This is a genomic window from Ralstonia sp. SA306 (assembly GCF_054792405.1).
Window position 1 is genome coordinate 1166770 of record NZ_CP096451.1, and the last position, 21354, is coordinate 1188123.

Genomic DNA, 21354 nt, shown 5'->3' on the forward strand with positions numbered 1-21354 from the left:
ATAAAACCTACAGCCCCGCCTAGCGCGGGGCTTTTGCATTTCTGGAGGGCCGCATGGCCGTCAATACAGCACCACATGGCGAGCACCTGGTCACCGAGACCATCGTCGAAGCTGAGTACTACCCGGACCACACCCAACGCACCGAGTCGCCCACGTTCCGCCATACCAAGGTCGAAGGGCACAAAGCTGGGCTAGTTTGCGCGATCAGCGGCCAGCCCAACCCGGAATACCACCACCTGTTCTGCGAGTGGGCGGATTCGGATGCAGTCGACTGGGAAAAAGTGCGCGGAGTCGCTCTCGGCGAAGTTACCGAGTTGCCTGTGCTCGACCCGCATACCGATCAGCCGACAGGGAAGACCTTTCCCGCGGAGCAGTCGCTGGTGTGGCTGATCTGCAAGCTCGCCGAGATCCGTGGGTTCGACTGGAAAGCGTTCGACCCCACGCGCCCGGAACTGTTTGTCGACTCCATGCAGAACATGTTGCCTGTCGCGATGAAGTTCCACCGCTCACCGACGCACGGTATCCATCACCGCAGTTTCCCGACCTACATCTTCCAGGCGTACCCGCGCAAGGTGGGTTTCGTGTTCACGCCGGATGAGGTCAACAACCCGGAGCAATCATGAACAAAACCTCGGCCATTACAACCGGTGGCGTCGCCATCTCCACTGCCACGCTGATGCCGGCGGTGGAATGGGCACTCGGCCTCATCTTCCATGTGCCGGTTCCGGCCAGTGTTTCATCCCTCATCGCAGGCGCCATCGTTGCCGGCGCGCATGCGGCGCTGAACGTCGCCAGCGCCAAGGCGGCAGCCAAGTCGGACGCCGCGCCATCCTCGGCCTCCACGGCCGGGCAATAACTCCGCCTTCCCTCCTGCAGTTCAATCCCTAGAGGTTCCACCATGAAGCGTTTCATCATGCTGCTTGCGGCAGGCATCGCCGCGTCCGTCCTCGCCGCTTGCGCCAGCGCGCCGCAACTTACCTTTGATCAGCAGGTTTCGATCGCCTGCGGCGCTGCCAAAGGCGAAATCGCCATCCTGAAGGCCGACAACGTCTTCACTGGCGGTGCGGCCAACACGCTGGACAAAGATGTCGAGCCCGCAATCGCCAAGGTGTGCGCGGCCGGCGCGACCGTGACCGACACCAGCCTTCAGTCGATCGTCAATGCCACGCTGCCGCTGATCAAGACCTTGGTGGATGCGTCCTCGCTGCCGCAGGACAAGAAGAATGCGGCCGACGCGGCGATCGATACCGGTGTGCTGGCGTTCAACATTGCGATTCAGATGGCGCCGACGTCCAGCGTGGCGAGCCCCGCTCCAGCGGCTGCCGAGCCTGCCGCGAAATGACACCGCAGGACTACGCCAGGTTGGCCCAGCGGGCCTATCAGTTGCAGCCGCAGATCGGTGCGCCGTCAAGCGCAGCGCGCGCGATCGTGGAGGGCGATGCGGTCGCCTTCCCCGGCTCGGACAACTTGGCCTGTTGGCTGGCTGACCTGGATACGGATGCGGTGCACGTCGACGGCTTCGGCGCTTTGCATCACGGCTTCTGGAAGGCGTTCAGTTCGATCAGCGCGCCATTGCTGGCGCTACCGGCGCCGGCCGTGACGGTTGGGCATAGTGAAGGGGCCGCGCTGGCGATACTGTTCGCCGCCCAGCTCTGTGTCGCCGGCAAGCCGCCGCGCGCCGTCTACGGCTTCGAGCCACCGCGGGTCAGCGCCGACGGTACTCTGGCCACGCTACTGGCTGCGCATGGCGTGCAGGTCAATCTGTACCGGAATGGTCAGGACGTGGTGCCGCTCGTGCCGCGCATGCTGCGCGCATGGCAGCATCCGGCGCCTCTGATCGAAATAGGCCGCGCGGCTTGGCCAATGCCGAACGTCGAAGATCACAAGTTGGCGCGTGTTATTCAAGCGCTGGCTTGACGCGCTGCGCCGGAGTTCAGAAAAGCTTGAACCAGACGCTTTGTTTGCATTCGCTAGGCCTGCCAGTGACTTGCGCGCGTTCTAGGCAGTTTTGAACGCTCTGTATCTGGACGGCGCTATAGATAACCGCCGCAATAATGGCAGCAAACAGTATCCCCACCAGAGGGGGAATCCGATCCAGATATTCATTGAATTTCGACATTTCCCCTCCTTGGTTTTATCGGGCTGAGGTTCGATAACCTGCCGCGACAAAGAATAGGGCGTCTTCAATCAGATGTCGAGATGGCCCGTACCCTCCGCGCAGGGGGTATGCGGTGGATCAATATCTGATTCGGTGCTGTGATCAGGGTGCTGTATATTTGTACAGTATGAATGAAGGCGTATGCGGCAGTCCGCCGTCCCCAGATTCAAAGCATTACGGCCCGCGCCCATCATGGGGGCGGAGTTGTTGCACGTGCTCACGCGCCATCATGGGCCTGGAGGGACACCCATCGAACAAGTTCTTTGCCGTGGTGGTTGGGTGCGAGATTGGGCTGCGGAACAGCAGCTACCTGTGCGAGAAGTACGAGCGTGAACCTGGCGTCGATTAATTCGCAACTTTATCGCAACATACGCGAGTAGATGGCGTATTCAAGCGGCTGACCGGGGGTTCGAATCCCCCTCTCTCCGCCAGGAATCCAAGGCCCGAGCGCGCAAGTGCTCGGGCCTTTTTGCATTCCGGGCGGTTGCCATGTCGAGGTGGACCACTATTGCTGACATCAGCCGTTTGAACGTACGCTTGGCCAGCAAAAAAAAAATCACAAGAGCCAAGGAGACCACCGCCCCATGGATTTGGACGTCAACCACAAACCGGTCAGCGTTGATTGCGACCCGGCCACGCCCCTGCTGTGGGTGCTGCGTGATCATTTGAATCTGACCGGTACGAAGTTCGGCTGCGGCATTGCGGCGTGCGGCGCATGCACGGTGCACGTGGACGGCGCGGCCGTGCGGTCCTGCGTGCTGCCTGTGGCGGCTGTGGCCGGCAAGCACATCACCACCATCGAGGGACTTGCCGGCGGCGAGGGCAAACGCCACGCACTGCAACAAGCCTGGATAGACGAACAGGTGCCCCAGTGCGGTTACTGCCAATCCGGCATGCTGATGGCCGCGGCGGACTTGCTGGCCCAACACCCCGATCCGAGCGATGCCGACATCGATGCAGCCATGACCAACATCTGCCGCTGCGGCACGTATCCGCGCATGCGCGCTGCCATCAAGCGCGCCGCCAAGGCGTTGCGGGAGGGCCGCGCATGAACGCGAAATCAACGAAACCGCGTAGCGGACGCCGCCGTTTCCTGCTCGGCGCGCTTGGCATTGGAGGCGCACTGGTGGTGGGTTGGGGCGTGATGCCACCGCGCAGCCGCGTGGGCGACGCGAGCATCTTCCCCGAGCACAACGGTGAGATTGCGCTGAACGGCTGGATCAAGATCACGCCCGAAGGCAACGTCGTGCTCGCCATGCCGCGTGTGGAGATGGGGCAGGGCATCCACACCGCGCTGTCGATGCTGGCGGCGGAAGAGCTGGACATTCCGCTCTCGCGCGTGAGCATCGAAAGCTCGCCCGTGGAGCGCATCTACGGCAACGTCGTCGCCATGGGCGACAGCTCGCTGCCGCTGCATCCTGATAGCGCCGACAAGACCTGGGCCCGCGCACTGCACTGGATCATGGCCAAGAGTGCGCGCGAGATCGGTCTCATCATTACCGGCGGTAGCAGCAGCACCGCCGATGGCTGGCAGCCCGTGCGCGAGGCTGCCGCCACAGCGCGTGCAGCACTGGTGCAAGCCGCAGCGCGCGAATGGAACGTGTCGGCCGCGGAGGTCAGCATCCGCGACGGCCAGTTGATTGGCCCCGGCGGCAAGCAATCCACGTTTGGCGAGATGGCCAAGTCGGCGCGTGGTATTTCGGCGCCGTCCAACGTCACGCTCAAGCCGGCTTCGCAATACCAGTTGATCGGCAAGCCGGCGCCGCGCAACGATCTTGCTGCGAAGACGGATGGCAGCGCGCGCTTCTCCATCGACACGCGTCTGCCCGGCATGCTGTATGCCGCCGTCGTGATGTGCCCCGTGTTTGGCGGCAAGCTCAAGACGTTTCAATCGAAAGCGGCGCTTGGCATGCCGGGCGTGCGTTACGTGGTGCCGTTTGAGGGCACTGCCGGCGGCGCACCCGGCGTGGCGGTGGTGGCCGATCACTACTGGCAGGCGCGTCAGGCGCTGGCAACGATCGAGCCCGTGTGGGACAACGGCCCGCATGCCAAGCTCGATTCGGCAGGCATTCGGCAGCAGCTCGTCAGCGCGCTCGACAGCGACAAGGGTGGCTTCACGTATCGATCCATGGGCGATGGCCTGAAAGCCTTCGACAAGGCCGATGGAGCCACCCTCGTCGAGGCCGAATACACCGCGCCGTATCTTGCGCATACCACGATGGAGCCGATCAACTGCACCGCGCAAGTCACGCAGGACGGCGTGCATCTCTGGGCGCCCACGCAGGTCGCCACGCTGGCGCAACTGGTGGCGGCACGAGCGGCAGGTGTGAGCGGCGACAAGGTGCATATCGACATCCCGCTCATCGGCGGCGGCTTCGGGCGGCGGTTGGAATCGGATTTCATCGGCCAAGCCGTCACCATCGCCACCAAGACCGATGGCAAGCCCGTGCAGGTCATCTGGTCGCGCGAAGAGGACGTTCGCCACGACTTCTATCGCCCGCAAGCCATCGCCCGGCTCAAGGCGCGTGTCGAGAACGGCAAGGTCACAGCGATCGCGTCGCGCAGCGCCGGCCAATCGATTCTGGCGGGCGAGCTTGATCGTCTCTTCGGTGCGCCGTCGGCGGGTATCGACCGCTACACCGCTGAAGGCTTGTTCGACTTGCCGTACGAAATCGAGCACGAGCACGTCGCGCACCTGGCAGTCGATCTGCCGATTCCCGTGGGGTTCTGGCGCAGCGTTGGCCACTCGTATAACGGGTTCTTCATGGAGGGCTTTCTCAACGACGTGGCGGCCGCTGCCAAGCTTGACCCGCTGGCGATGCGGCGTGATTTGCTGAAGGCCCATCCGCGTGAGCTGAAGGTGCTGGATACAGCCGCACAGGCAGCCGGCTGGGGGCAACCGCTCGCCCTGGCGGCCGACGGTGCCCCGCGCGCGCGTGGCATTGCGCTGCATCCGAGCTTCGGCTCCGTGGTCGCGCAGGTGGTCGAGGTGTCGATGAAGGACGGCAAGCCGCGCGTGCATCGCGTCGTCTGCGCGGTCGATTGCGGCACGGTGGTCAACCCGGGCATCGTTGCACAGCAGATGGAAAGCGCGGTCATCTTTGGACTGACGGCGGCGCTATATGGCCGGATCGACATCAAGGACGGCCAGGTCGTGCAGTCGAACTTCACGGACTACCCGGCGCTCAAGATGGCCGAGGCGCCCGTCATTGAAACGCACATCGTGCCGAGCACGGCAGAACCCAGCGGTATGGGCGAGGTGGGTGTGCCGCCAATTGCGCCGGCAGTAGCCCACGCCGTGGCGCAGTTGACGGGCAAACCGGTGAGGCAGTTGCCCATCGTCTGACGGTCTGCTGCAACGTCGTTGAACTCACAGCAGCGCATGGCGGATGGCAAACGCTGCCGCCTCCGCCCGGTTGGCGCTGTGCGTCTTGCTCAGGATGCTGCTGACGTGGTTTGCGACTGTGTTGGGGCTGACGAACAGCTCAAGGGCAATCTGGCGGTTGCCCTTGCCCTGCGCAACCAGGCGGAGCACCTGGGCCTCGCGTCGGCTCAACCCCGCAGGATAGTGCTCGACCGGAGCAGTCTTGACCGACGCTCTGGCGGACTCGATGCGCGCCAGCAAGCTGGCCATCCCGAGCGTTGCCGCTTCGTCTTCTGCGGCGCTCAACAAGGCATCGGCGCGATCGAGATCGCTCGGCTCGCCGCGGCGTAAGAGCATCTGCGCAAAGTCCAGCCGCGTGCGCGCGAGGGCCGGCCTTGCACCTTGGCGTTCGTTCATCTCCAGGGCGGCCTGAAAGTGTTGCTGCGCTTGCTGCCAGTTGCCCATCGTTGTGGCCAATGCACCCAGGATTGCGTCGGCTGCGCCGAACGAGGCGATCGCGGTGCCGAACACCAGGTTGCGCCTACTGAACGGGGCGAGTAGTTGGTACAGCGTCGCCGCCCTGGCGGCGTCGCCAAGCGCATGACACACGATGGCCAGATACGTGAGATTGGCTACCCAGACACCATCGCGCGCGATCGTGAGGAAGTCGGCGTTGGCCAGCGTGTCAAACGTCTTGCGTGCTGCCTCCAACTGACCAAGCTCTGCGTGCATCAAGGCGATGCCCGGCTGCCAGATGTTCATCGCGCTGGTGTGCTCAACGAAATGCTCGACCAGAGGCGCCACCTCGTGCAGCCGGCCCTGTTCGCGGCGCAGCATGAACATCTGGACACCGTAGACGCCGGCGGCATCCATGCCGGGCATGCGCCGCGCGATCTCGTAAGCGTTGGGGATCAAGCGCTCTGCATCGGCAAAGCGCCCTTCGAACAGCGCATGCATGGCGCGCGACATGCTGGCGGTGTAATGGATGAAGGGCTGGCGCAGCGTCTCTCCACCGCGCTCGTATTCCTCAAGATTTGCTCGCCAAGCTGCCATGTCGCCGAGTTCAAAGTCATCGAAGAAGCGCCACGCACGTGTTGCACACATCAGCGTGCGGTCGCCGGCCTGCCGGGCCAGTTCGTAGGCTTCATCCGAGGCGGCGATGCGCTCGGCAATGTGCTCCTGTTGCCAGCGCAGCGACACCGTCGCAACCAGCGTGTCGGCCAGTGTTGCGGGGTCTCCGGCCCGGCGTGCCACTGCGATGGCCTGCTCATGCACCCGGTTTGCTTGTGCCTCCTCGCCGCTGAAGATGAGAGCGCGCGCCAGGGCGCTCAACAGGCGGGCGCTCATCACGGGCTCGTCGCTGCCCTGGGCTGCGAGGGCCTCGCGCAGGAGTTCGGCTGCGGGGCCGCCGGGCAGTCCTGGCGCCCAACTCGCGGTTTCGAAGCCAAGCGCGGCGTGAGCGAGTTCCCTTGCGTTGCCGTACTCCGCGCTCAAGCGAGCCGCCTCCTTGAACGTCTGCATGGCCTGGAGCCAATCACCGGCATGGCTGTGCGCGGCACCTAGCGCATTGAGCAGGCCGCAGCGTGTCTCGCGCGCCAGGCCACTGCCAGCGTCCATGGCCTGCAGTGCCATCTGGCAGTAGCGTGCCGATTCTTCGTGCGCGAGCTGGCGGTCGGCACGCCGCGCCGCACGTTGCGCGTAATCCACCGCGAGTGCGGCGTCCCCTCCGGGCAGGGCGGCCCAGTGGTGATAGGCCAGCGCAGGCAGATGCGGCTCGGGGTCGTCGCCGTGGATCATCTCGATGGCACGCGCCAGCTTCAGATGGAGCCGGCTGCGCCGGGGGATGGGAATCTCGTCGTAGAGGGTCTCGCGAAACAATGCGTGGGCAAAGTGATAGTGGCCGGGGTCGCGCAAGGCCTCGACCACACGAGCCTGCAGCGCTTCGTCGATGGCTGCGCTGCAGATCTCTTCGTCGACATCGCCGGCCAGCGCGGTCAGCAGACGGAATTCGAATGCGCGGCCGATGACCGCCGCTGCGGTAAGCACCTTATTCGCGTTCGTGGACAGGCGACTCAAGCGGCGCCCGATGACCTCCTTGATGCCCTCCGGAATGCGCAGTACGTAGCCCGTGCTGGCGGACGAATTTTCCTGCGCCAGCAGACGGGTCATTTCACCCACGAACAAGGGGTTGCCTTCCGTTTGCGAATGGACCGCATCGACCAGTGCGGGGGCGACGGTCGTATCACCAGCCAGTTCCATCATGTGCGCGGTTTCTGCATGGGTCAGCCCCCTCAGGCGCAACCGTTCGAAGCGTGGTTGGCGCGCCAGTTCGCCCAGCGTGGCCGACAGCGGGTGCTGTCTCGATAGCTCGACATCACGGTACGTCACGAGGAGCAGAATGCGATTGCTGCACAGGTCGGGGGCAAGAAATTCGAGCAGGCGCAGGGACGACGCGTCGGCCCAGTGCAGGTTGTCGAGGATGAGCAGCAGCGGATGTTGTTGTGCCGCGCGCTGCCAGAAGGTGTTTACGGCGTCGAACAGCCGGAAGCGCGCCTGCGCGACTTCGGTACCTGGCGTGGCAACTGCGCGATCACGCACCGGATCGGGCAGCCGATCGGCAAGGTCGGGCACGATTTCCGCGAGCGGAGCTACCCCGCAGGCCAATGCTTGGTGGACGCTGTCTTCGTCGTGCGAGGCAATCCAGCTCCGCACCAGTTGTTGCCAAGGCCAGTAGGGTGGTGCGCCGGGCTCCTCGTTACAGCGGCCCCAGAGCACTTGCATGCCGTGTTGCTCGGCCTGTTGGGCAACAATTTCGGCGGTGCTCGTTTTGCCAATGCCGGGTTCCCCCGCCAACGCCGCGATGCCGCCCCTGCCGTCTTGCGCTCGCGCCAGCAGGCGGCCCAGTACCTCAAGCTCACGCTCGCGGCCAACGAAGTGCGCCATCGCTGGCGCACTGGCGGTGTTGCGGGTGCTGTCGCTTAGCGCTGCAGATTCAGCCGGTAGCGGCATGCCGCAGCCGTCGCAAAACCTCGCGTCGGGTCGGCACAATCGGTGGCAGAGAGCGCAATGCATGGTTGCAGAGCGTCACACGAAGCTCTCCGGACGCACTTGGGTCACCTCGATCACGACGTCAGCAGGCAGGCTTGCCAGGTGTGCCGCCTGTCGGATGGCATCCGCGCTTGGGGCTTCGTAAAGACAATAGGTTTTCTTGCGGTCGGCCGAGAGGAAAGAGAAGACCCAGTTCACACCAACATCTGCATTGATGTGCTGGATGTTCGCAACGCTTGCGGCGCCGATCTCCAATTGCTCCGCAAACTGGCGTTCGATGAGAAACAGCGGCATTTGTCTTCCCTCCTGACGCATCGACGGGCCATGCCGCCATTGCGTTTTATTGAAGGCCGAAGATGGGGCAAAACAAATAGTCAGTATTGACTATCCCGGGGCAGACCGACCGCCACACAAAAATGATCAAGGCAGCGGATGGAACGGACGAAGTCCCACTTCTAGACTTCCATCACCATTCCCCGCGCCTGATTTTCCGCTCTGCGGACACAGCCAGATCGGTCCGGCCACGCTTGCCTAGGAGATCAACATGCTCGAAGACACTACGGTGCAGGCCTTCCGTGCGCAATTGCGGGGGCCGCTCGTCGAACCGGACGATCCGCATTACGACGCGGCACGCCGTGTCTACAACGCGATGATCGACAAGCGGCCGCGCTTCATCGCGCAGTGTTCAGACGTAGCCGACGTGATTGCGTCAGTCAACTTCGCGCGCAACAACGGCTTGCTGCTGGCCGTGCGCGGTGGCGCTCACAATGGCGGCGGTCTGGGCGTGTGTGACGACGGTTTGGTGATCGATCTGGCCCGTCTGCGCGGCATTCGTGTCGATCCTGTCGCCCACACGGTGCGCGCTGAAGGCGGCTGCACATGGGGAGACGTCGATCATGCGACGCACGCATTCGGTCTCGCAACGCCGGCAGGCATCATCAGCACCACCGGGGTTGGTGGGCTAACCCTGGGGGGAGGGATCGGTCATCTGGCACGGCGCTTTGGCCTGACGATCGACAATCTGCTGTCGGTCGATATCGTGCTGGCCGACGGCAGCTTCGTCACTGCCAATGCGCATGCCAATGACGATCTGTTTTGGGCGGTGCGTGGCGGCGGCGGCAACTTCGGTGTCGTAACCTCATTCGAGTTCCGCCTGCATGCGGTGAGCAACGTGGTTGCGGGTCCCACGCTGTGGCCGCTTGATAAAGCCGCCGACGTTCTGCGCTGGTATCGCGACTTTCTGCCGAAGGCACCGCCCGAACTCAACGGCTTCTTCGCTTTTCTTACGGTGCCGCCGGCACCACCGTTCCCGCCCGCGCTGCATCTGCAGAAGATGTGCGGCGTTGTGTGGTGCTACACGGGCGACCCTGCAGCGGCGGAAGCGGCATTCGCGCCAGTTCGAGCGCAACAGCCCGCGCTGTACGGCGTAGGGGCCATGCCTTATCCGATGTTGCAAACCGCCTTTGATGCGTTATACCCGCCCGGCCTGCAGTGGTATTGGCGGGCCGACTTCGTCAACGACCTGCCGGAAGAGGCCATTGCACTGCATGTGGAACATGGTTCGAAACTGCCGACCATGCATTCCACGATGCACCTGTATCCGATCGACGCTGCCGTGCATCGCATGGGGCGCAAGGAAACGCCGTTCGCCTACCGCGATTCGAAATGGGCGGCCGTCATCGTGGGCGTTGACCCCGACCCTGGCCAGCGCGAGCGCATCACCGATTGGTGCAAGGGGTACTGGGACGCACTGCATCCCTATTCGGCAGGTGGGGCCTATGTGAATTTCATGATGGACGAGGGGCAGGAGCGGGTGCAGGCCACCTACCGCGACAACTACGCCAGGTTGGCAGCGATCAAGGCCAGATACGATCCCGGCAACCTGTTCCGCGTCAACCAGAACGTGAGACCCGCGTCGTGAGCATGCTTATTTTGATCAGTTGGTTGCAGGAAACCCATCCTGCAGGAAAGGAGGTGTGAAATGGACAAGAGACTGTGGGTCGTCGTCACCGCAATTGGCGCGGCGTTAGGTGCAACCGTGACGCATGCGAGCGCCACAACACGGGATGTGTACACGGATGGCAGCGCCTCCACGGAGGCGCGCAGTCCTTACACCGATGGCGGACTGGCCACGAAGTTCGACGTCTATGCGGACGGCGCAAGGGCCGGAAAATTCGATTCCTATACCGAAGGCACGCGTGCACCGACGACGGACGGCGTGCGCTAGTCTGTCTGCAAAGAAAAAGCCGCAGATTTGTGCCTGCGGCTTTTTCTTTGGAGCGATGCCGCCCGGCTCAGGCCGCGTCCGGAAACACGGGTTCGCCCAGATTCAGCATGAGGCGATTCGCCCACGCAAAGATGGCCACTGCGTGTATCAGGTCGAGAATCTCCGCGTCCGTCAGGCCAGCGTCCTTGAGCGGCTTCAGGTCTTCGCCGCGCACATCGCCAGGGCGCAGCGTCAGGTCGATCGAGAACAGCACGATGGCACGCTCACGCGCATTCGTGCCTGCGATGTGCGGATCTTCAAAGACCTGCTTGATGACATCGTTGCGCTTGGCAAGCTGCTCAAAGCGTTGCGCGTGGACAGATGCGCAATACACGCAGCCGTTCACGCGCGACACCACGGCGCTCGCGAGTTCGCGTTCTGCACGCGACAGGCCGCCCGGCGCATACATGATCGCGTTGAACGCCGCCGAGCGCTGACGCAAGATCTCGGGCTGGTGAACGAGAAAGCGGTAGTAATCCGACGTCTTTGCCTTCGGGTGGCTTTCTTCCAGCACGGCGATCTGCTCGGGCGTGGCGCGGTCGAGATCGACCACATCGAGCCACGATTGCCACTCCAGCGATTCGTTGGTGAAGCCGTGGGCACGGATGATCTCGGTCATGCTGCGGTCTCCGTGGATGCGGTGGCGCTGCCGGCCGCTTCGTCCATAGCGCGCAGGCCGGCTACAAGCCGCGTCTGATACGACAGGAAGGCAATGAGCTGCGCGAGCGTCACGACGTCGGCCGTGGCAAGGCCAGCCGCGGGCAGGCGCAACAGCGCGTCGCGGTCGCCCTCGATGGGGCGCTCGACGAGCGTGCGCGTAAAGGTGAGGATGGCGTGCAGGCGCGCGTCGGTCAGCGAGGCTATGTCGCCGTGGTCCACGGCTTGCAGCGCAGTTGCGTCGACCGGCGTGGTCGCGAGGCGCGCGCGGTAGTGCTCGGCCAGTTCCGGCGCGGGTGTCAGGCGGCAGGCGTACAGCGCCACGAGCAGGCGTTCGCCGAGCGTGAGGCCGGGCAGGGTCGCGTCGAACAGTGCTTCGTAACTGCCTTGCGTGGCCGTTGCGACTTTTTCGCGGGCGTGGCGCAGCGCATGCGTGGGGCTGCTGTCGCCCAGGTCAGCAACCTGGTCGACCACGTCTTGTGTGGGCGTGAAGTCCATTGATGAAAGGCTCCGGGAATCGGGTACGGAGGCGCCGCGCGCAGCCACCGCGCTGGCGAGAAAGCGCCGCACCGCTGCCCACGACTGGGCATCGGCACGGGCGTTGGCGCGTGGCTCGCCGCCGCCGGTGCTGATGCGGCCCGACACCGGGTGCGCATAAACGAGCTGCGTGGTTGGCACGTACGGGAAGACGATGGCGTGGCCGGCGCCTTCGTAGTCGAAGTGCTGGACGGGGTAGGGGTGGCGCACCTCGGCCAGCTTGGCGGTGACCATGCGCGAGTAATCGCTTGAGGGCCAGGAGCCGTCATCCGTGGCGGAGAGCAGCAGCACCGGCCCGCGTGTGCGTTCGATGCGGATACGCGCGCGCGCCACCGCATCGGCATCTTGCAGCGCCGTGCGGATGGCGCGTTCATGCCGATGCGGCGCGGGGCCCTCGTCAAACGGCACCCAGGTCGCGGTGCGGTTGCCTTCCCACAGATGCGGCAGCGGCTGCCCGCGATACAGCCACGTGGGGCCTTCGCGGCCGACGGCCGGGTCGGCGGCATTCTGCCCGCTGTGCACGACGGCGCCCGGCACGTAGCCGATGACCGCAGACACCGCTTCCGGAAACGTCGCACCCAGCAGCAAGGCCAGTTCCCCTCCGCGCGACTGGCCGCTCACGGCAACGAAGTCGTGCAGCGGTTCCACGCGCTTGCGCAGCCAGGCTAGCGCGCGCTCGAAGTATTCCAGCGGCGTGTTCGAGATGTAGTCCGACAGCCCCGGTGCCTTGAAGTACGCCAGCGCGAATGCCGCGTACCCGTGCGAGGCATACAGCGCCGCGCGTGGCTCGTTGATGCCGCCGCCCGAGCCATTGAGGATCAGCACGGCCGGGCGCGGGCCCGGGTGCGCATATGGGTCGGGCAGGTACAGCGTGCCGACCAGGCCGTCCTCATTCTCCGGTGCACGCACATCGTGGCGCGTCACACCCGGCGCGGCCAGCCGTTGGACGAAGCTCGCATGGACGGACTCGCCGTTGGCCGTGGCCGTGAGCGTGGTCGTCAGCGGCTCTGTCGCGGGCAGCGGAAAGACCTCGCGCGCCTTGCCGTCTTCCGGGCGCTGGCTCCAGACGATGCCCATCGCGCTGACGCCGGTGTAGTCGCCCGCGACGGGCGCATCGCGCGTGAGGTCGACGGTGCCTTGCGCATCGGCAACAAACGCGGCGCGGCTGTGCCACAGCACGCCATTGCCGCGACGCGTTTGCGCCACGATGCCGACCTGTGCGCCGGGCGCAAGCCCCGTCACGACAATGCTGCGCGATACATCGATCAGGTCATCTGCTGGCGTGACGCCGAGCGCGAACGTTCCCATGGCGCTTACTTGCCGTCCTTGGTGACCATTTGGGCAGCCGTGCGATCGCTCGTCATCGGCGTCACCTTCAGGCCCTTCTTGGCGGCCCACACGTTCTGGTAGTGGTACAGCGGCATCACGCCCACGTCATCCGACACCAGCTTGACCGAGTGGCGCAGGATGGCCGCGCGCTTTTCGACGTTGAATTCTTCAGTGGAGGCGTTCAGCGCGTTGTCGACAGCCGCATTGCTGTAGTGGCCCCAGTTGGACGCACCCAGGCCCTTCTTAATGTCGACCGTGGCCAGCACGTTGACCAGCGCGTAGCTCGCCTCGCCCGTGCCGTTGCCCCACGCCAGCATGCTCATCGCATATTCATTCTTGTTGGCGCGGCCGGAGTAGACCGACCAGGGCACCACCTCCACGCGTGCCTTCACGCCGATGCGGGTCCAGAACTGTGCCACCGCTTGCGCCGTCTCGGGGCCTTGCGGGTAGCGGTCATTCGGCACGTGCATCACCAGGTTGAAGCCCTGCGGAAAGCCCGCGTCGGCCAGCAGCTTCTTGGCTTGCGCGGGGTCGTAGGCGATGTCCTTCACATCGGGGTTGTAGCCGTACGTGTCTGACGGCATCCACTGGTTGGCGACGGTGGCGGCGCCTTGCAGGATGCGATCGACGATTGCCTTGCGGTCGATCGCCAGAGACAGCGCGCGGCGCACGCGCACATCCAGCAGCGGGTTGTTCGGCAGCGGCTTGCCGTCGTTGCCGGTGATGTACTGGTTCTCGCCTTTGCGGAAGCTCGGCTGCAGCAGCATCACGCGCAGGCCGGGGTAGGCGAAGACCTTTACGTTGGGCGACTGGCGCAGACGCGCGAGGTCCGACACCGACACCTTGTCGATGACATCCACTTCGCCCGAGAGCAAGTTGGCTGTGCGTGCGGCAGCGTTGTTGATGTAGCGGTAGTTGACCTTCTCCCAGAGCTGCTTGCCGCCCCAATAATTGTCGTTGCGCGCCATCACCACGCGATCGCCCGGCACGTACGAGACGAACTTGTACGGCCCGGTGCCCACCACGGCGCGGCCGGCGTTGTAGTCCTCAGTCGACGACTTCTCGCCAACGTGCTTGCTGACGATGTGCACGGACGCGAGGTTCAGCGGCAGATCGGGGTTCGGGATGTTCGTCTTGATGATGAGCGTGAGCGGGTCCTTGGCCGTGACCGATTCCACCGTGCGCAGATAGCCCGCGAACGTTGCCACGCTGCCCGGCACGCTGCGCGCGCGCTGGTACGAGAAGATGACGTCGTCCGCCGTGAACGGCTGGCCGTCGTGCCATTTCACGTTCGGGCGCAGCTTGAATTCCCACGTCTTCGGGTCCAGCGTCTTCCACGACAGCGCCAGGCCGGGCTGCAGCTTGTTCCACTTGTTCTCGACCAGCAGATCCCAGAAATGCACGTCGACGGAGCGGTCGCCGGCATGGTTGTTCAACTGCGGATCGAGCGACGACAGCGGATCGGCAAAGGCGATGTTCAGCGTCTGTGCGCCGACAGCGCCGGCAGCGGCAAACAGCGCAACAGCAAGCGACGAGGCTAGGAGGCGTTTCACGTGGGTTCCCTTTTCCTATTTTTGGAATCGTTGGCTTATTGAATGTCGTTCAGATCGCGTCGTTCAAATGACAGGCGCTGATATGGTTGACCGCAATGCCGCGCAGCGTCGGCGTTTCAGTCTTGCAGCGGGGCATGGCGTGCGGGCATCGCGGGTGGAAATGGCAGCCGGTAGGCGGGTGGAGCGGGCTCGGCATCTCGCCCTGAATGGCGGTGAACGTCTTGTGCCGGGCAGACAGACGTGGGATCTCCGCCAGCAATGTCTGCGTGTAAGGATGGTTTGGGTGGCGGAAGACTTCTTCCGCCGGTGCCGATTCCACCACGCGGCCGAGGTACATGATCACCACGCGGTCTGAGAGGTGCTCCACCACGCCCAGGTCGTGGCTGATGAACAGGTAGGTCAGGTTGAGCTGCTCGCGGAGGTCCATGAACAGGTTCAGGATCTGCGCCTGGATCGACACGTCCAGCGCTGCCACCGCTTCGTCGCAAACCAGCATTGACGGCTGCACCGCCAGTGCACGCGCAATGCCGATGCGCTGCCGTTGGCCGCCGCTGAACTGGTGCGGGTAGCGGTCGCGCAGGCCAGGGTCCAGGCCCGCACGCTGCATCTGCGCAGCCACATAATCGGCAAAGTTGGCCCGGTCGGTCAGGCCGTGCACGCGCGCCGCTTCGCCAACGATCTCTTCCACGCGCAGGCGCGGGTTGAGGCTGGCGTATGGGTCCTGGAAGATCATCTGGATCTTCAGACGGGCCGCGCGGGCTTCGTCTGCGGAGAGCGCATCGACAGCTTTGCCGTCAACGCGTACCTCGCCGTTTGATGGCCGCATCAAGCCGGCAGCAATCCGGCCGAGCGTGGATTTGCCGCAGCCCGATTCTCCGACGAGCCCCACGACTTCACCGGGCTGGATCGCGAGGTCGACACCGTCGACCGCACGAACGATTGCCGGCGGATGTGCCAGGCCAAAGCGTTGCAAGACGCGATCACCCACGCCGACTTTTCGATCGCCAAAGCGTTTGCTGACCTGCTTGAGTTCGACAAGCGGCGTGCTCATGCGACCTCCCGCGAAGACGCGTGCTGCGCGCCCGGGTGGAAACAGCGCACGAGGCGGCCAACGATCGGTTGCGTGATCTCCGGGTGGACGCCGCAGACATCGGTGGCACGCGGGCAGCGTGCCGCAAACGCGCAGCCTGCCGGCAGCGACAGCAGGTTCGGTGTCATCCCGGGAATCTGGCGTAGGCGTTGGCCGCGGCGGTTCTCGCTCGGCAGGCTGTCGATCAGGCCCATGGTGTAGGGGTGCAGCGGGGCATCGAGCACGGCATCGACTGGCCCGTGTTCAACAATGCGGCCGGCGTACATCACGGCCACCTCATCGGCCAGACCGGCAACGACAGACAGGTCATGCGTGATCCAGATCAGCGCTGTACCGTGCATACGTGCGAGCTTCTGCACTTCCGACAGGATCTGCGCCTGGATGGTCACGTCCAGCGCCGTGGTCGGCTCGTCGGCAATGATCAGGTCGGGCCGATGCAGCATCGCAATGGCAATCGCCACGCGCTGGCGCATGCCGCCCGATAGTTGATGCGGATACGCCCGCAGCCGCTCTTCGGGGCTCGGAATGCCCATCAGGCCGAGCGTGTCGCGCGCATGCTCACGGGCTTGCTTGTGGCTCATGCTGCTGTGCGCGCGCACGGCCTCGATCATCTGGGCATCGATGCGCAGCACGGGGTTGAGCGTCATCATCGGGTCTTGGAAGACCATGGCGATGCGGTTGCCTTGCAGCTTGCGCAGCTCGCGCGGGGCGAGCTTGGTGAGGTCGCGGCCCTGGTAGAGGATCTCGCCGCCGACCACGCGGCCGGGCGGGTCGACCAGGCCCATGATCGAGAAGCCGGTGACGGACTTGCCCGAGCCCGACTCGCCCACCAGCCCCAGGATGCGTCCGCGCGCGAGCGAGAACGACACATCGTCCACTGCCGGCAGCACACCTTCACGCGTGAAGAAGTGCGTGCGCAGGTTGCGGACTTCGAGAGTGGTCGCGTGGGTGGACGCCGTCATCGTTGCGCCCTCGGGTTCAGCACTTCGCGCAGGCGGTCGCCCACCAGGTTGATGGCCACCAGCGCCAGCAGCAGCGCGATGCCCGGATAGAAACTGATCCAGTACTGGCCAGACAGCATGTATTGGTATCCGTTGGAAATCAGCAGGCCCAGAGACGGCTCGGTAATCGGCACGCCCAGGCCCAGGAACGACAGCGTGGCTTCCAGCGTGATTGCGCGCGCCACCTGCAGCGTGCCCACGACGATCAGCGGCGGCAGGCAGTTCGGCAGGATGTGCCTGAGCGCGATGCGCCAGCCGGGCAGGGCGAGCGAACGCGCGGCTTCCACGTACTCGCGGCGACGCTCGACCAGGGCTTGCCCGCGCACCGTACGCGCGTAATACGCCCACTCCAGCAGCACCAGCGTCAGCACGACATTGGTGATGCTCTTGCCGAGATAGGCGAGGATCATCATGGCCACCAGCACCGACGGGAACGACAGCAGCAGATCGACCGTGCGCATGATGATGCTGTCGACACGGCCGCCGGCATACGCCGCAATCAGCCCGAGCAGCGTGCCGATTACTGCGGCCACCGCTGCCGACCCGATCCCCACGCCCAGGCTGATGCGCAAGCCATAGAGGATGCCGGAGTAGAGATCACGCCCCTGGCCATCTGTTCCGAGCCAGTACGTGAACGTGCCCGTGCCGGCTGGCGAACCCGGTGGCAGGCGCGAGTCCAGCACGTCGAGCTGCATCAGGTCGTACGGATTCTGCGGCGTGATCCAGGGAGCGGCCAGCGCAGCCAGAATCAGTACTACAACAACCACCAGCCCGAAGATGGCCGCCTTGGAGGCGAGGAAATCCGATGCCACGCGCCGCCACGGCGATTGCCTGCGCGGGGCGGACACCGTTGTCGCCGGCGTGGATTGCGAAGTCGTATTCATCATGCAGCCTCCGCGCTATCAGCCGCACGCACGCGCGGGTCCAGCATTCGATACAGGATGTCGACGATCAGGTTGAGCGACACGAACAGGCACACCACGACGATGAGGTAGGACACGATGACCGGCCGGTCCAGCGCGTTGATGCTGTCCAGAATCAGCTTGCCCGCGCCGGGCCACGCGAAGATGCTTTCCGTCACGACGGCAAAGGCGATGGTCGAGCCCAACTCCAGGCCCAGCACCGTCACCAGCGGGATCAGCGTATTGCGCAGCACGTGCGCCAGCACCACGCGCAACGGCGACAGGCCCTTGGCACGCGCGAACTTCACGAAGTCCAGCGGCAGCACCTCGCGCACCCCTGCAGAAGTCAGTCGCAGCACCAGCGAGAGCTTGAACAGCGACAGGTTGACCGCCGGCAGCACGAGGTGCCGCAGTCCATCCACCGTCAGCCACGACCATTCGATGCCGAACAGGCGTGCCGTTTCACCGCGTCCGCTCGCGGGCAGCCAACCGAGGCTGACGCTAAACGCCATGATCAGCATCAGGCCCACCCAGAACGTCGGCAGCGAAAAGCCCACCACGCTGCCCGTCATGAGCAGGCGCGACACCGGATGGCGCGGATACAGCCCCGCGAACAGCCCCAGCGGCACCCCGATCACCACCGCGATGATCAGTGCCGAAAACGCCAGCTCCAGTGTGGCCGGCAGGCGTTGCAGGATCAGCTGGATGGCCGGTTCGTTGTAGACGAAGCTCTTGCCCAGATTGCCGTGCAGCGCGCCGTTCAGGAAGGCCAGGTACTGCTCCCACAGCGGCTTGTCCAGACCCAGCTCGGCAATGATGCGTGCACGGTCGATCTGGTCCACGTCCTGACCGATCAGGATGTCGACCGGGTTGCCGATGGCGTGCAGGCCGATGAAGACGATCACCGTCATCACCAGCACGACCAGCAGCGCCTGGCCGATGCGGCGGATTAGCCAACCTGTCATCGGGCGGCCTCCTGGCTGGAAGTGGCATTCGCTTCCACACCGGGCGGTGGGGCGGGCGTCCATTCATCGCCAAAGATTTCCGGCTCGGCATAGGCCTGGATGGCGGCGTAGTGCGCGTCGATGTCTTCCTGATACAGCAAGCCGGCAATGCCCTGAGCCAAGCGCTTCGCGCCTTCGCTGATGGCCGGGATGTCGCCCGAGACGCTGCCATGCGTGACGGACGCCGGATAGCAGAAGCAATGCACGCGCGACAGGCCGGGCAGCGTGCCGGGCGTCTTCTCGCGAAATTCGAACGCGTGGCCGAGGTCGGGCGAATCGGCGAGTTCCGCGTCTTCCTCGCCGGGGCGCGGCGTATAGCGGTCGCGCCATTGGCGGATGTGCGGTGCCAATGCGCTGAACTCCGGGCGCGAGGCCCAATCGGTGCGAAAGCCCGTTGAGAAGATCAGGAAGTCCAGTTGGAAGACGCCCTTGGTCGTGGCCACGTGCAGCACGCCGTCGTGCTCGTCCACGCCCAGGATGCCGCAGCCGAGATTGAAGCGCGCATTCGGGTGCCGCGACACGCGCAGCGTGCTGCCACGTGGCGGGGGAACCTGCTCGACATTGATGTAATGGCGGATGCGCCATTTCCACGCATCAGGCAGATGCAGGTGGCCGTGCACCAGGCCCGGGCTGCCGGCACCCTTGCCCTTGTTCACACGCGGCAGGTCGGGGCGGCGGATCAGCATGTCGACGCTGGCAGCGCCGGCCTCCAGCGCCGTCGCAGCCGAATCCATGGCGGACGCGCCGGCGCCGATCACGCCCACGCGCTTGCCGGCCAGCGTGCCGTAGTCCATCTCGTCAGACGAATGCGCCCACCACCTGCGCGGCAGCCGGTGCGCGAAATCCGGCACGGATGCACCGCCGAGCCCATCACGGCCGGTGGCCAGCACCACGCGCCGTGCAAACACCCGTTGCGTCGGTTGGCCTGGCGCGTCGATCAGCAGTTCGACGGCGCCATCCACGCGCGGGTGGATGGCCTTCACGTGGTGATCGTTGCGCACGTCCAGCTGAAGCACGCGGCGGTACCAGCGCAGGTAGTCCATCCATTGCAGGCGCGGAATCTTGTCGAGCACCTCCCACGCATCGGTGCCGAACTGCGCTTCAAACCATGCGCGGAACGTCAGCGCCGGCAGGCCAAGGGCAGGGCCGGTCAATTGCTTGGGCGAGCGCAACGTTTCCATGCGCGCCGTCGTCGCCCAGGGGCCTTCGAAGCCGGCGGGCGAGCGATCGAACACCACCACGCCGATACCGAGATGTTTGAGCGACGCCGCCGCCGCCAGGCCGGCCATGCCGCCACCGATGACGGCCACATCCAGCACAGGTTGACCCTCTAACGTATGTGGCAGCGTCCAATTTTTCGCGGGGAGTTCAAGCCAGGACAGGTCCTGGTGCAAACGGGCTTCCAGCGCTGCGAGCCCGGTGACTAGCGGCGCGTTGTCTTGTTGTGCAGCGGTCATGCGGACGCGCCTTCGGTTTCGTTGATGGATTCGCCATACAGCACCTGCAGCATGCTGGCATGGCGTGCCGGATCGTGCAGCTTGCAGTCCGGGAGCAGACGCTGTGCCGCGCGCGCGAGGGCGTCGGTCAGTGAGACGATCGCCGCCGACGGCCGCTTGGCCTCGGGGGTGATCACGCCAAAGAAGAAGGGGATGTCGGCGTCGATCGGGCGCACGGTCACGCCGTCGATTGGCACGCCGTACGCCGTCACCGGCTCCAGCAACGCAACGCCCAGGCCCGCACGCACGGCGGTCAGCGCATTCAGCGAGGCATTCGTCTCGATGAGCGAGGTCGGTTCCACGCCGGCCTTCGCCAGCGCTTGGTCCAGGCGGCGGCGCAATCGATATGGGTTGTGCATCGTGATGATCCGCTGTCCCGCGCAAGCGGCCAATGTCACGCGCTTGCCGGCGGCCAGCGGGTCGTGTGTCTGCACGGCAGCCACGCACGCGGCTTCGCCGATCCAATGCACGGTGACGCCACGATGCTCCAGCGGCAGGCTGCTGAGGCCAAGGTCGGCAGCGCCGGTGAGCACGGCGTGCACAACCTGCTCGGGCGAGGCGCTGCGAATCTGGATGTGCTGCGCGAGTTCCGGCTCATCGGCCAAGGCTGCGGGCAGCAAGCCGGCTGCCAATGCAGACGTCGCTGCCAAGCGCAGCGGGCGTGCCTCGCCGCGCGCGATTTCTTCGGCACGGGTGCGGATCTGACGTAAGCTGATCAGCGTATGCTCGACGTCTTCGTACAGTAGGAAACCCTGCTCCGTCGGCGAGACGCGCGGCCCCGCGCGTGTGAACAGGGCATAGCCGATTTCAGCTTCCAGATCCTGGATGAGCCGGCTGATGGCGGGTTGCGAGCGCCCCAGCAGCTTGCCTGCCGCGGTGACACTGCCGGTCGACATGACCGCGGCAAACGCTTCGAGTTGTCGGAGTTCCATCCGCCTGTTTGATCCCA

Annotated in this window: 19 protein-coding genes; 8 read left to right on the plus strand and 11 right to left on the minus strand. The window is 64.9% G+C overall.

Going from position 1 to position 21354, the window contains the following annotated elements; translation table 11 throughout:
• The first annotated feature begins 53 nt into the window (after nt 1-53).
• The 6 genes from M1D44_RS05660 to M1D44_RS05685 all read left to right on the plus strand — a co-directional run bounded on the left by M1D44_RS05660 (nt 54) and on the right by M1D44_RS05685 (nt 5504).
• Nucleotides 54-623: a hypothetical protein gene (locus M1D44_RS05660; RefSeq protein ID WP_316854387.1), complete on the plus strand. Its 570-nt coding sequence runs from the start codon at nt 54-56 to the stop codon at nt 621-623.
• A complete protein-coding gene (locus tag M1D44_RS05665; protein WP_316854388.1) occupies nt 620-856 on the plus strand; it encodes a hypothetical protein in 237 nt (78 codons plus the stop codon). Before M1D44_RS05660 ends, M1D44_RS05665 begins: the two co-directional genes overlap by 4 nt.
• A gap of 42 nt (nt 857-898) precedes the next feature.
• Nucleotides 899-1342: a hypothetical protein gene (locus M1D44_RS05670; RefSeq protein ID WP_316854389.1), complete on the plus strand. Its 444-nt coding sequence runs from the start codon at nt 899-901 to the stop codon at nt 1340-1342.
• A complete protein-coding gene (locus M1D44_RS05675) occupies nt 1339-1917 on the plus strand; it encodes a lipase family protein (RefSeq protein WP_316854390.1) in 579 nt (192 codons plus the stop codon). The genes M1D44_RS05670 and M1D44_RS05675 overlap by 4 nt, the downstream gene beginning before the upstream one ends.
• 825 nt (nt 1918-2742) lie before the next feature.
• Nucleotides 2743-3210 carry a (2Fe-2S)-binding protein gene (locus M1D44_RS05680; protein WP_024975394.1) on the plus strand — a complete coding sequence of 156 codons (468 nt, stop codon included), beginning with the start codon at nt 2743-2745 and terminating at the stop codon, nt 3208-3210.
• A complete protein-coding gene (locus tag M1D44_RS05685; RefSeq protein WP_316853815.1) occupies nt 3207-5504 on the plus strand; it encodes a xanthine dehydrogenase family protein molybdopterin-binding subunit in 2298 nt (765 codons plus the stop codon). The genes M1D44_RS05680 and M1D44_RS05685 overlap by 4 nt, the downstream gene beginning before the upstream one ends.
• A gap of 24 nt (nt 5505-5528) precedes the next feature.
• On the opposite strand, the gene M1D44_RS05690 is transcribed toward M1D44_RS05685, so the two are convergent.
• Nucleotides 5529-8531: an ATP-binding protein gene (locus M1D44_RS05690; protein ID WP_316683710.1), complete on the minus strand. Its 3003-nt coding sequence runs from the start codon at nt 8529-8531 to the stop codon at nt 5529-5531.
• 75 nt (nt 8532-8606) lie between these two features.
• The gene (locus M1D44_RS05695; protein WP_024975397.1) at nt 8607-8864 is read right to left on the minus strand and encodes a DUF4242 domain-containing protein; all 258 of its coding nucleotides are present in this window, start codon (nt 8862-8864) and stop codon (nt 8607-8609) included.
• 250 nt (nt 8865-9114) lie between these two features.
• Here M1D44_RS05695 and M1D44_RS05700 point away from each other — a divergent pair, with 250 nt between their 5' ends.
• Together M1D44_RS05700 and M1D44_RS05705 are read left to right on the plus strand one after the other, a co-directional pair.
• The gene (locus tag M1D44_RS05700; protein ID WP_316853816.1) at nt 9115-10491 is read left to right on the plus strand and encodes an FAD-binding oxidoreductase; all 1377 of its coding nucleotides are present in this window, start codon (nt 9115-9117) and stop codon (nt 10489-10491) included.
• Nucleotides 10492-10551: 60 nt separating this feature from the next.
• Nucleotides 10552-10797 (plus strand): hypothetical protein, encoded by a 246-nt coding sequence (locus M1D44_RS05705; protein WP_316853817.1) that lies wholly within the window; start codon nt 10552-10554, stop codon nt 10795-10797.
• Between the two features lie 67 nt (nt 10798-10864).
• Here the strand turns inward: M1D44_RS05705 and M1D44_RS05710 are convergent, their stop codons facing one another.
• Genes M1D44_RS05710 through M1D44_RS05750 form a run of 9 tightly spaced genes read right to left on the minus strand, consistent with a single transcriptional unit; the run spans nt 10865 to nt 21337 of the window.
• Nucleotides 10865-11455: a peroxidase-related enzyme gene (locus M1D44_RS05710; protein WP_024975399.1), complete on the minus strand. Its 591-nt coding sequence runs from the start codon at nt 11453-11455 to the stop codon at nt 10865-10867.
• The gene (locus M1D44_RS05715) at nt 11452-13338 is read right to left on the minus strand and encodes an acyl-CoA thioester hydrolase/BAAT C-terminal domain-containing protein (RefSeq protein WP_316853818.1); all 1887 of its coding nucleotides are present in this window, start codon (nt 13336-13338) and stop codon (nt 11452-11454) included. The genes M1D44_RS05710 and M1D44_RS05715 overlap by 4 nt, the downstream gene beginning before the upstream one ends.
• Nucleotides 13339-13343: 5 nt before the next feature.
• The gene (locus M1D44_RS05720; RefSeq protein WP_024975401.1) at nt 13344-14912 is read right to left on the minus strand and encodes an ABC transporter substrate-binding protein; all 1569 of its coding nucleotides are present in this window, start codon (nt 14910-14912) and stop codon (nt 13344-13346) included.
• A gap of 49 nt (nt 14913-14961) precedes the next feature.
• Entirely contained in the window at nt 14962-15963 is a 1002-nt protein-coding gene (locus M1D44_RS05725; RefSeq protein ID WP_316853819.1) for an ABC transporter ATP-binding protein, read from the minus strand.
• The gene (locus M1D44_RS05730) at nt 15960-16964 is read right to left on the minus strand and encodes an ABC transporter ATP-binding protein (protein WP_316853820.1); all 1005 of its coding nucleotides are present in this window, start codon (nt 16962-16964) and stop codon (nt 15960-15962) included. Before M1D44_RS05730 ends, M1D44_RS05725 begins: the two co-directional genes overlap by 4 nt.
• On the minus strand, nt 16961-17890 hold the full coding sequence (locus M1D44_RS05735) for an ABC transporter permease (protein ID WP_024975404.1): 930 nt from the start codon (nt 17888-17890) through the stop codon (nt 16961-16963). The genes M1D44_RS05730 and M1D44_RS05735 overlap by 4 nt, the downstream gene beginning before the upstream one ends.
• Nucleotides 17887-18870: an ABC transporter permease gene (locus tag M1D44_RS05740; RefSeq protein WP_024975405.1), complete on the minus strand. Its 984-nt coding sequence runs from the start codon at nt 18868-18870 to the stop codon at nt 17887-17889. The genes M1D44_RS05735 and M1D44_RS05740 overlap by 4 nt, the downstream gene beginning before the upstream one ends.
• Nucleotides 18867-20366, minus strand: a complete 1500-nt coding sequence (locus tag M1D44_RS05745; protein WP_316853822.1) for an NAD(P)/FAD-dependent oxidoreductase — start codon at nt 20364-20366, stop codon at nt 18867-18869. The genes M1D44_RS05740 and M1D44_RS05745 overlap by 4 nt, the downstream gene beginning before the upstream one ends.
• Nucleotides 20363-21337 carry a LysR substrate-binding domain-containing protein gene (locus tag M1D44_RS05750; protein WP_316853823.1) on the minus strand — a complete coding sequence of 325 codons (975 nt, stop codon included), beginning with the start codon at nt 21335-21337 and terminating at the stop codon, nt 20363-20365. The genes M1D44_RS05745 and M1D44_RS05750 overlap by 4 nt, the downstream gene beginning before the upstream one ends.
• Nucleotides 21338-21354: the final 17 nt, after the last annotated feature.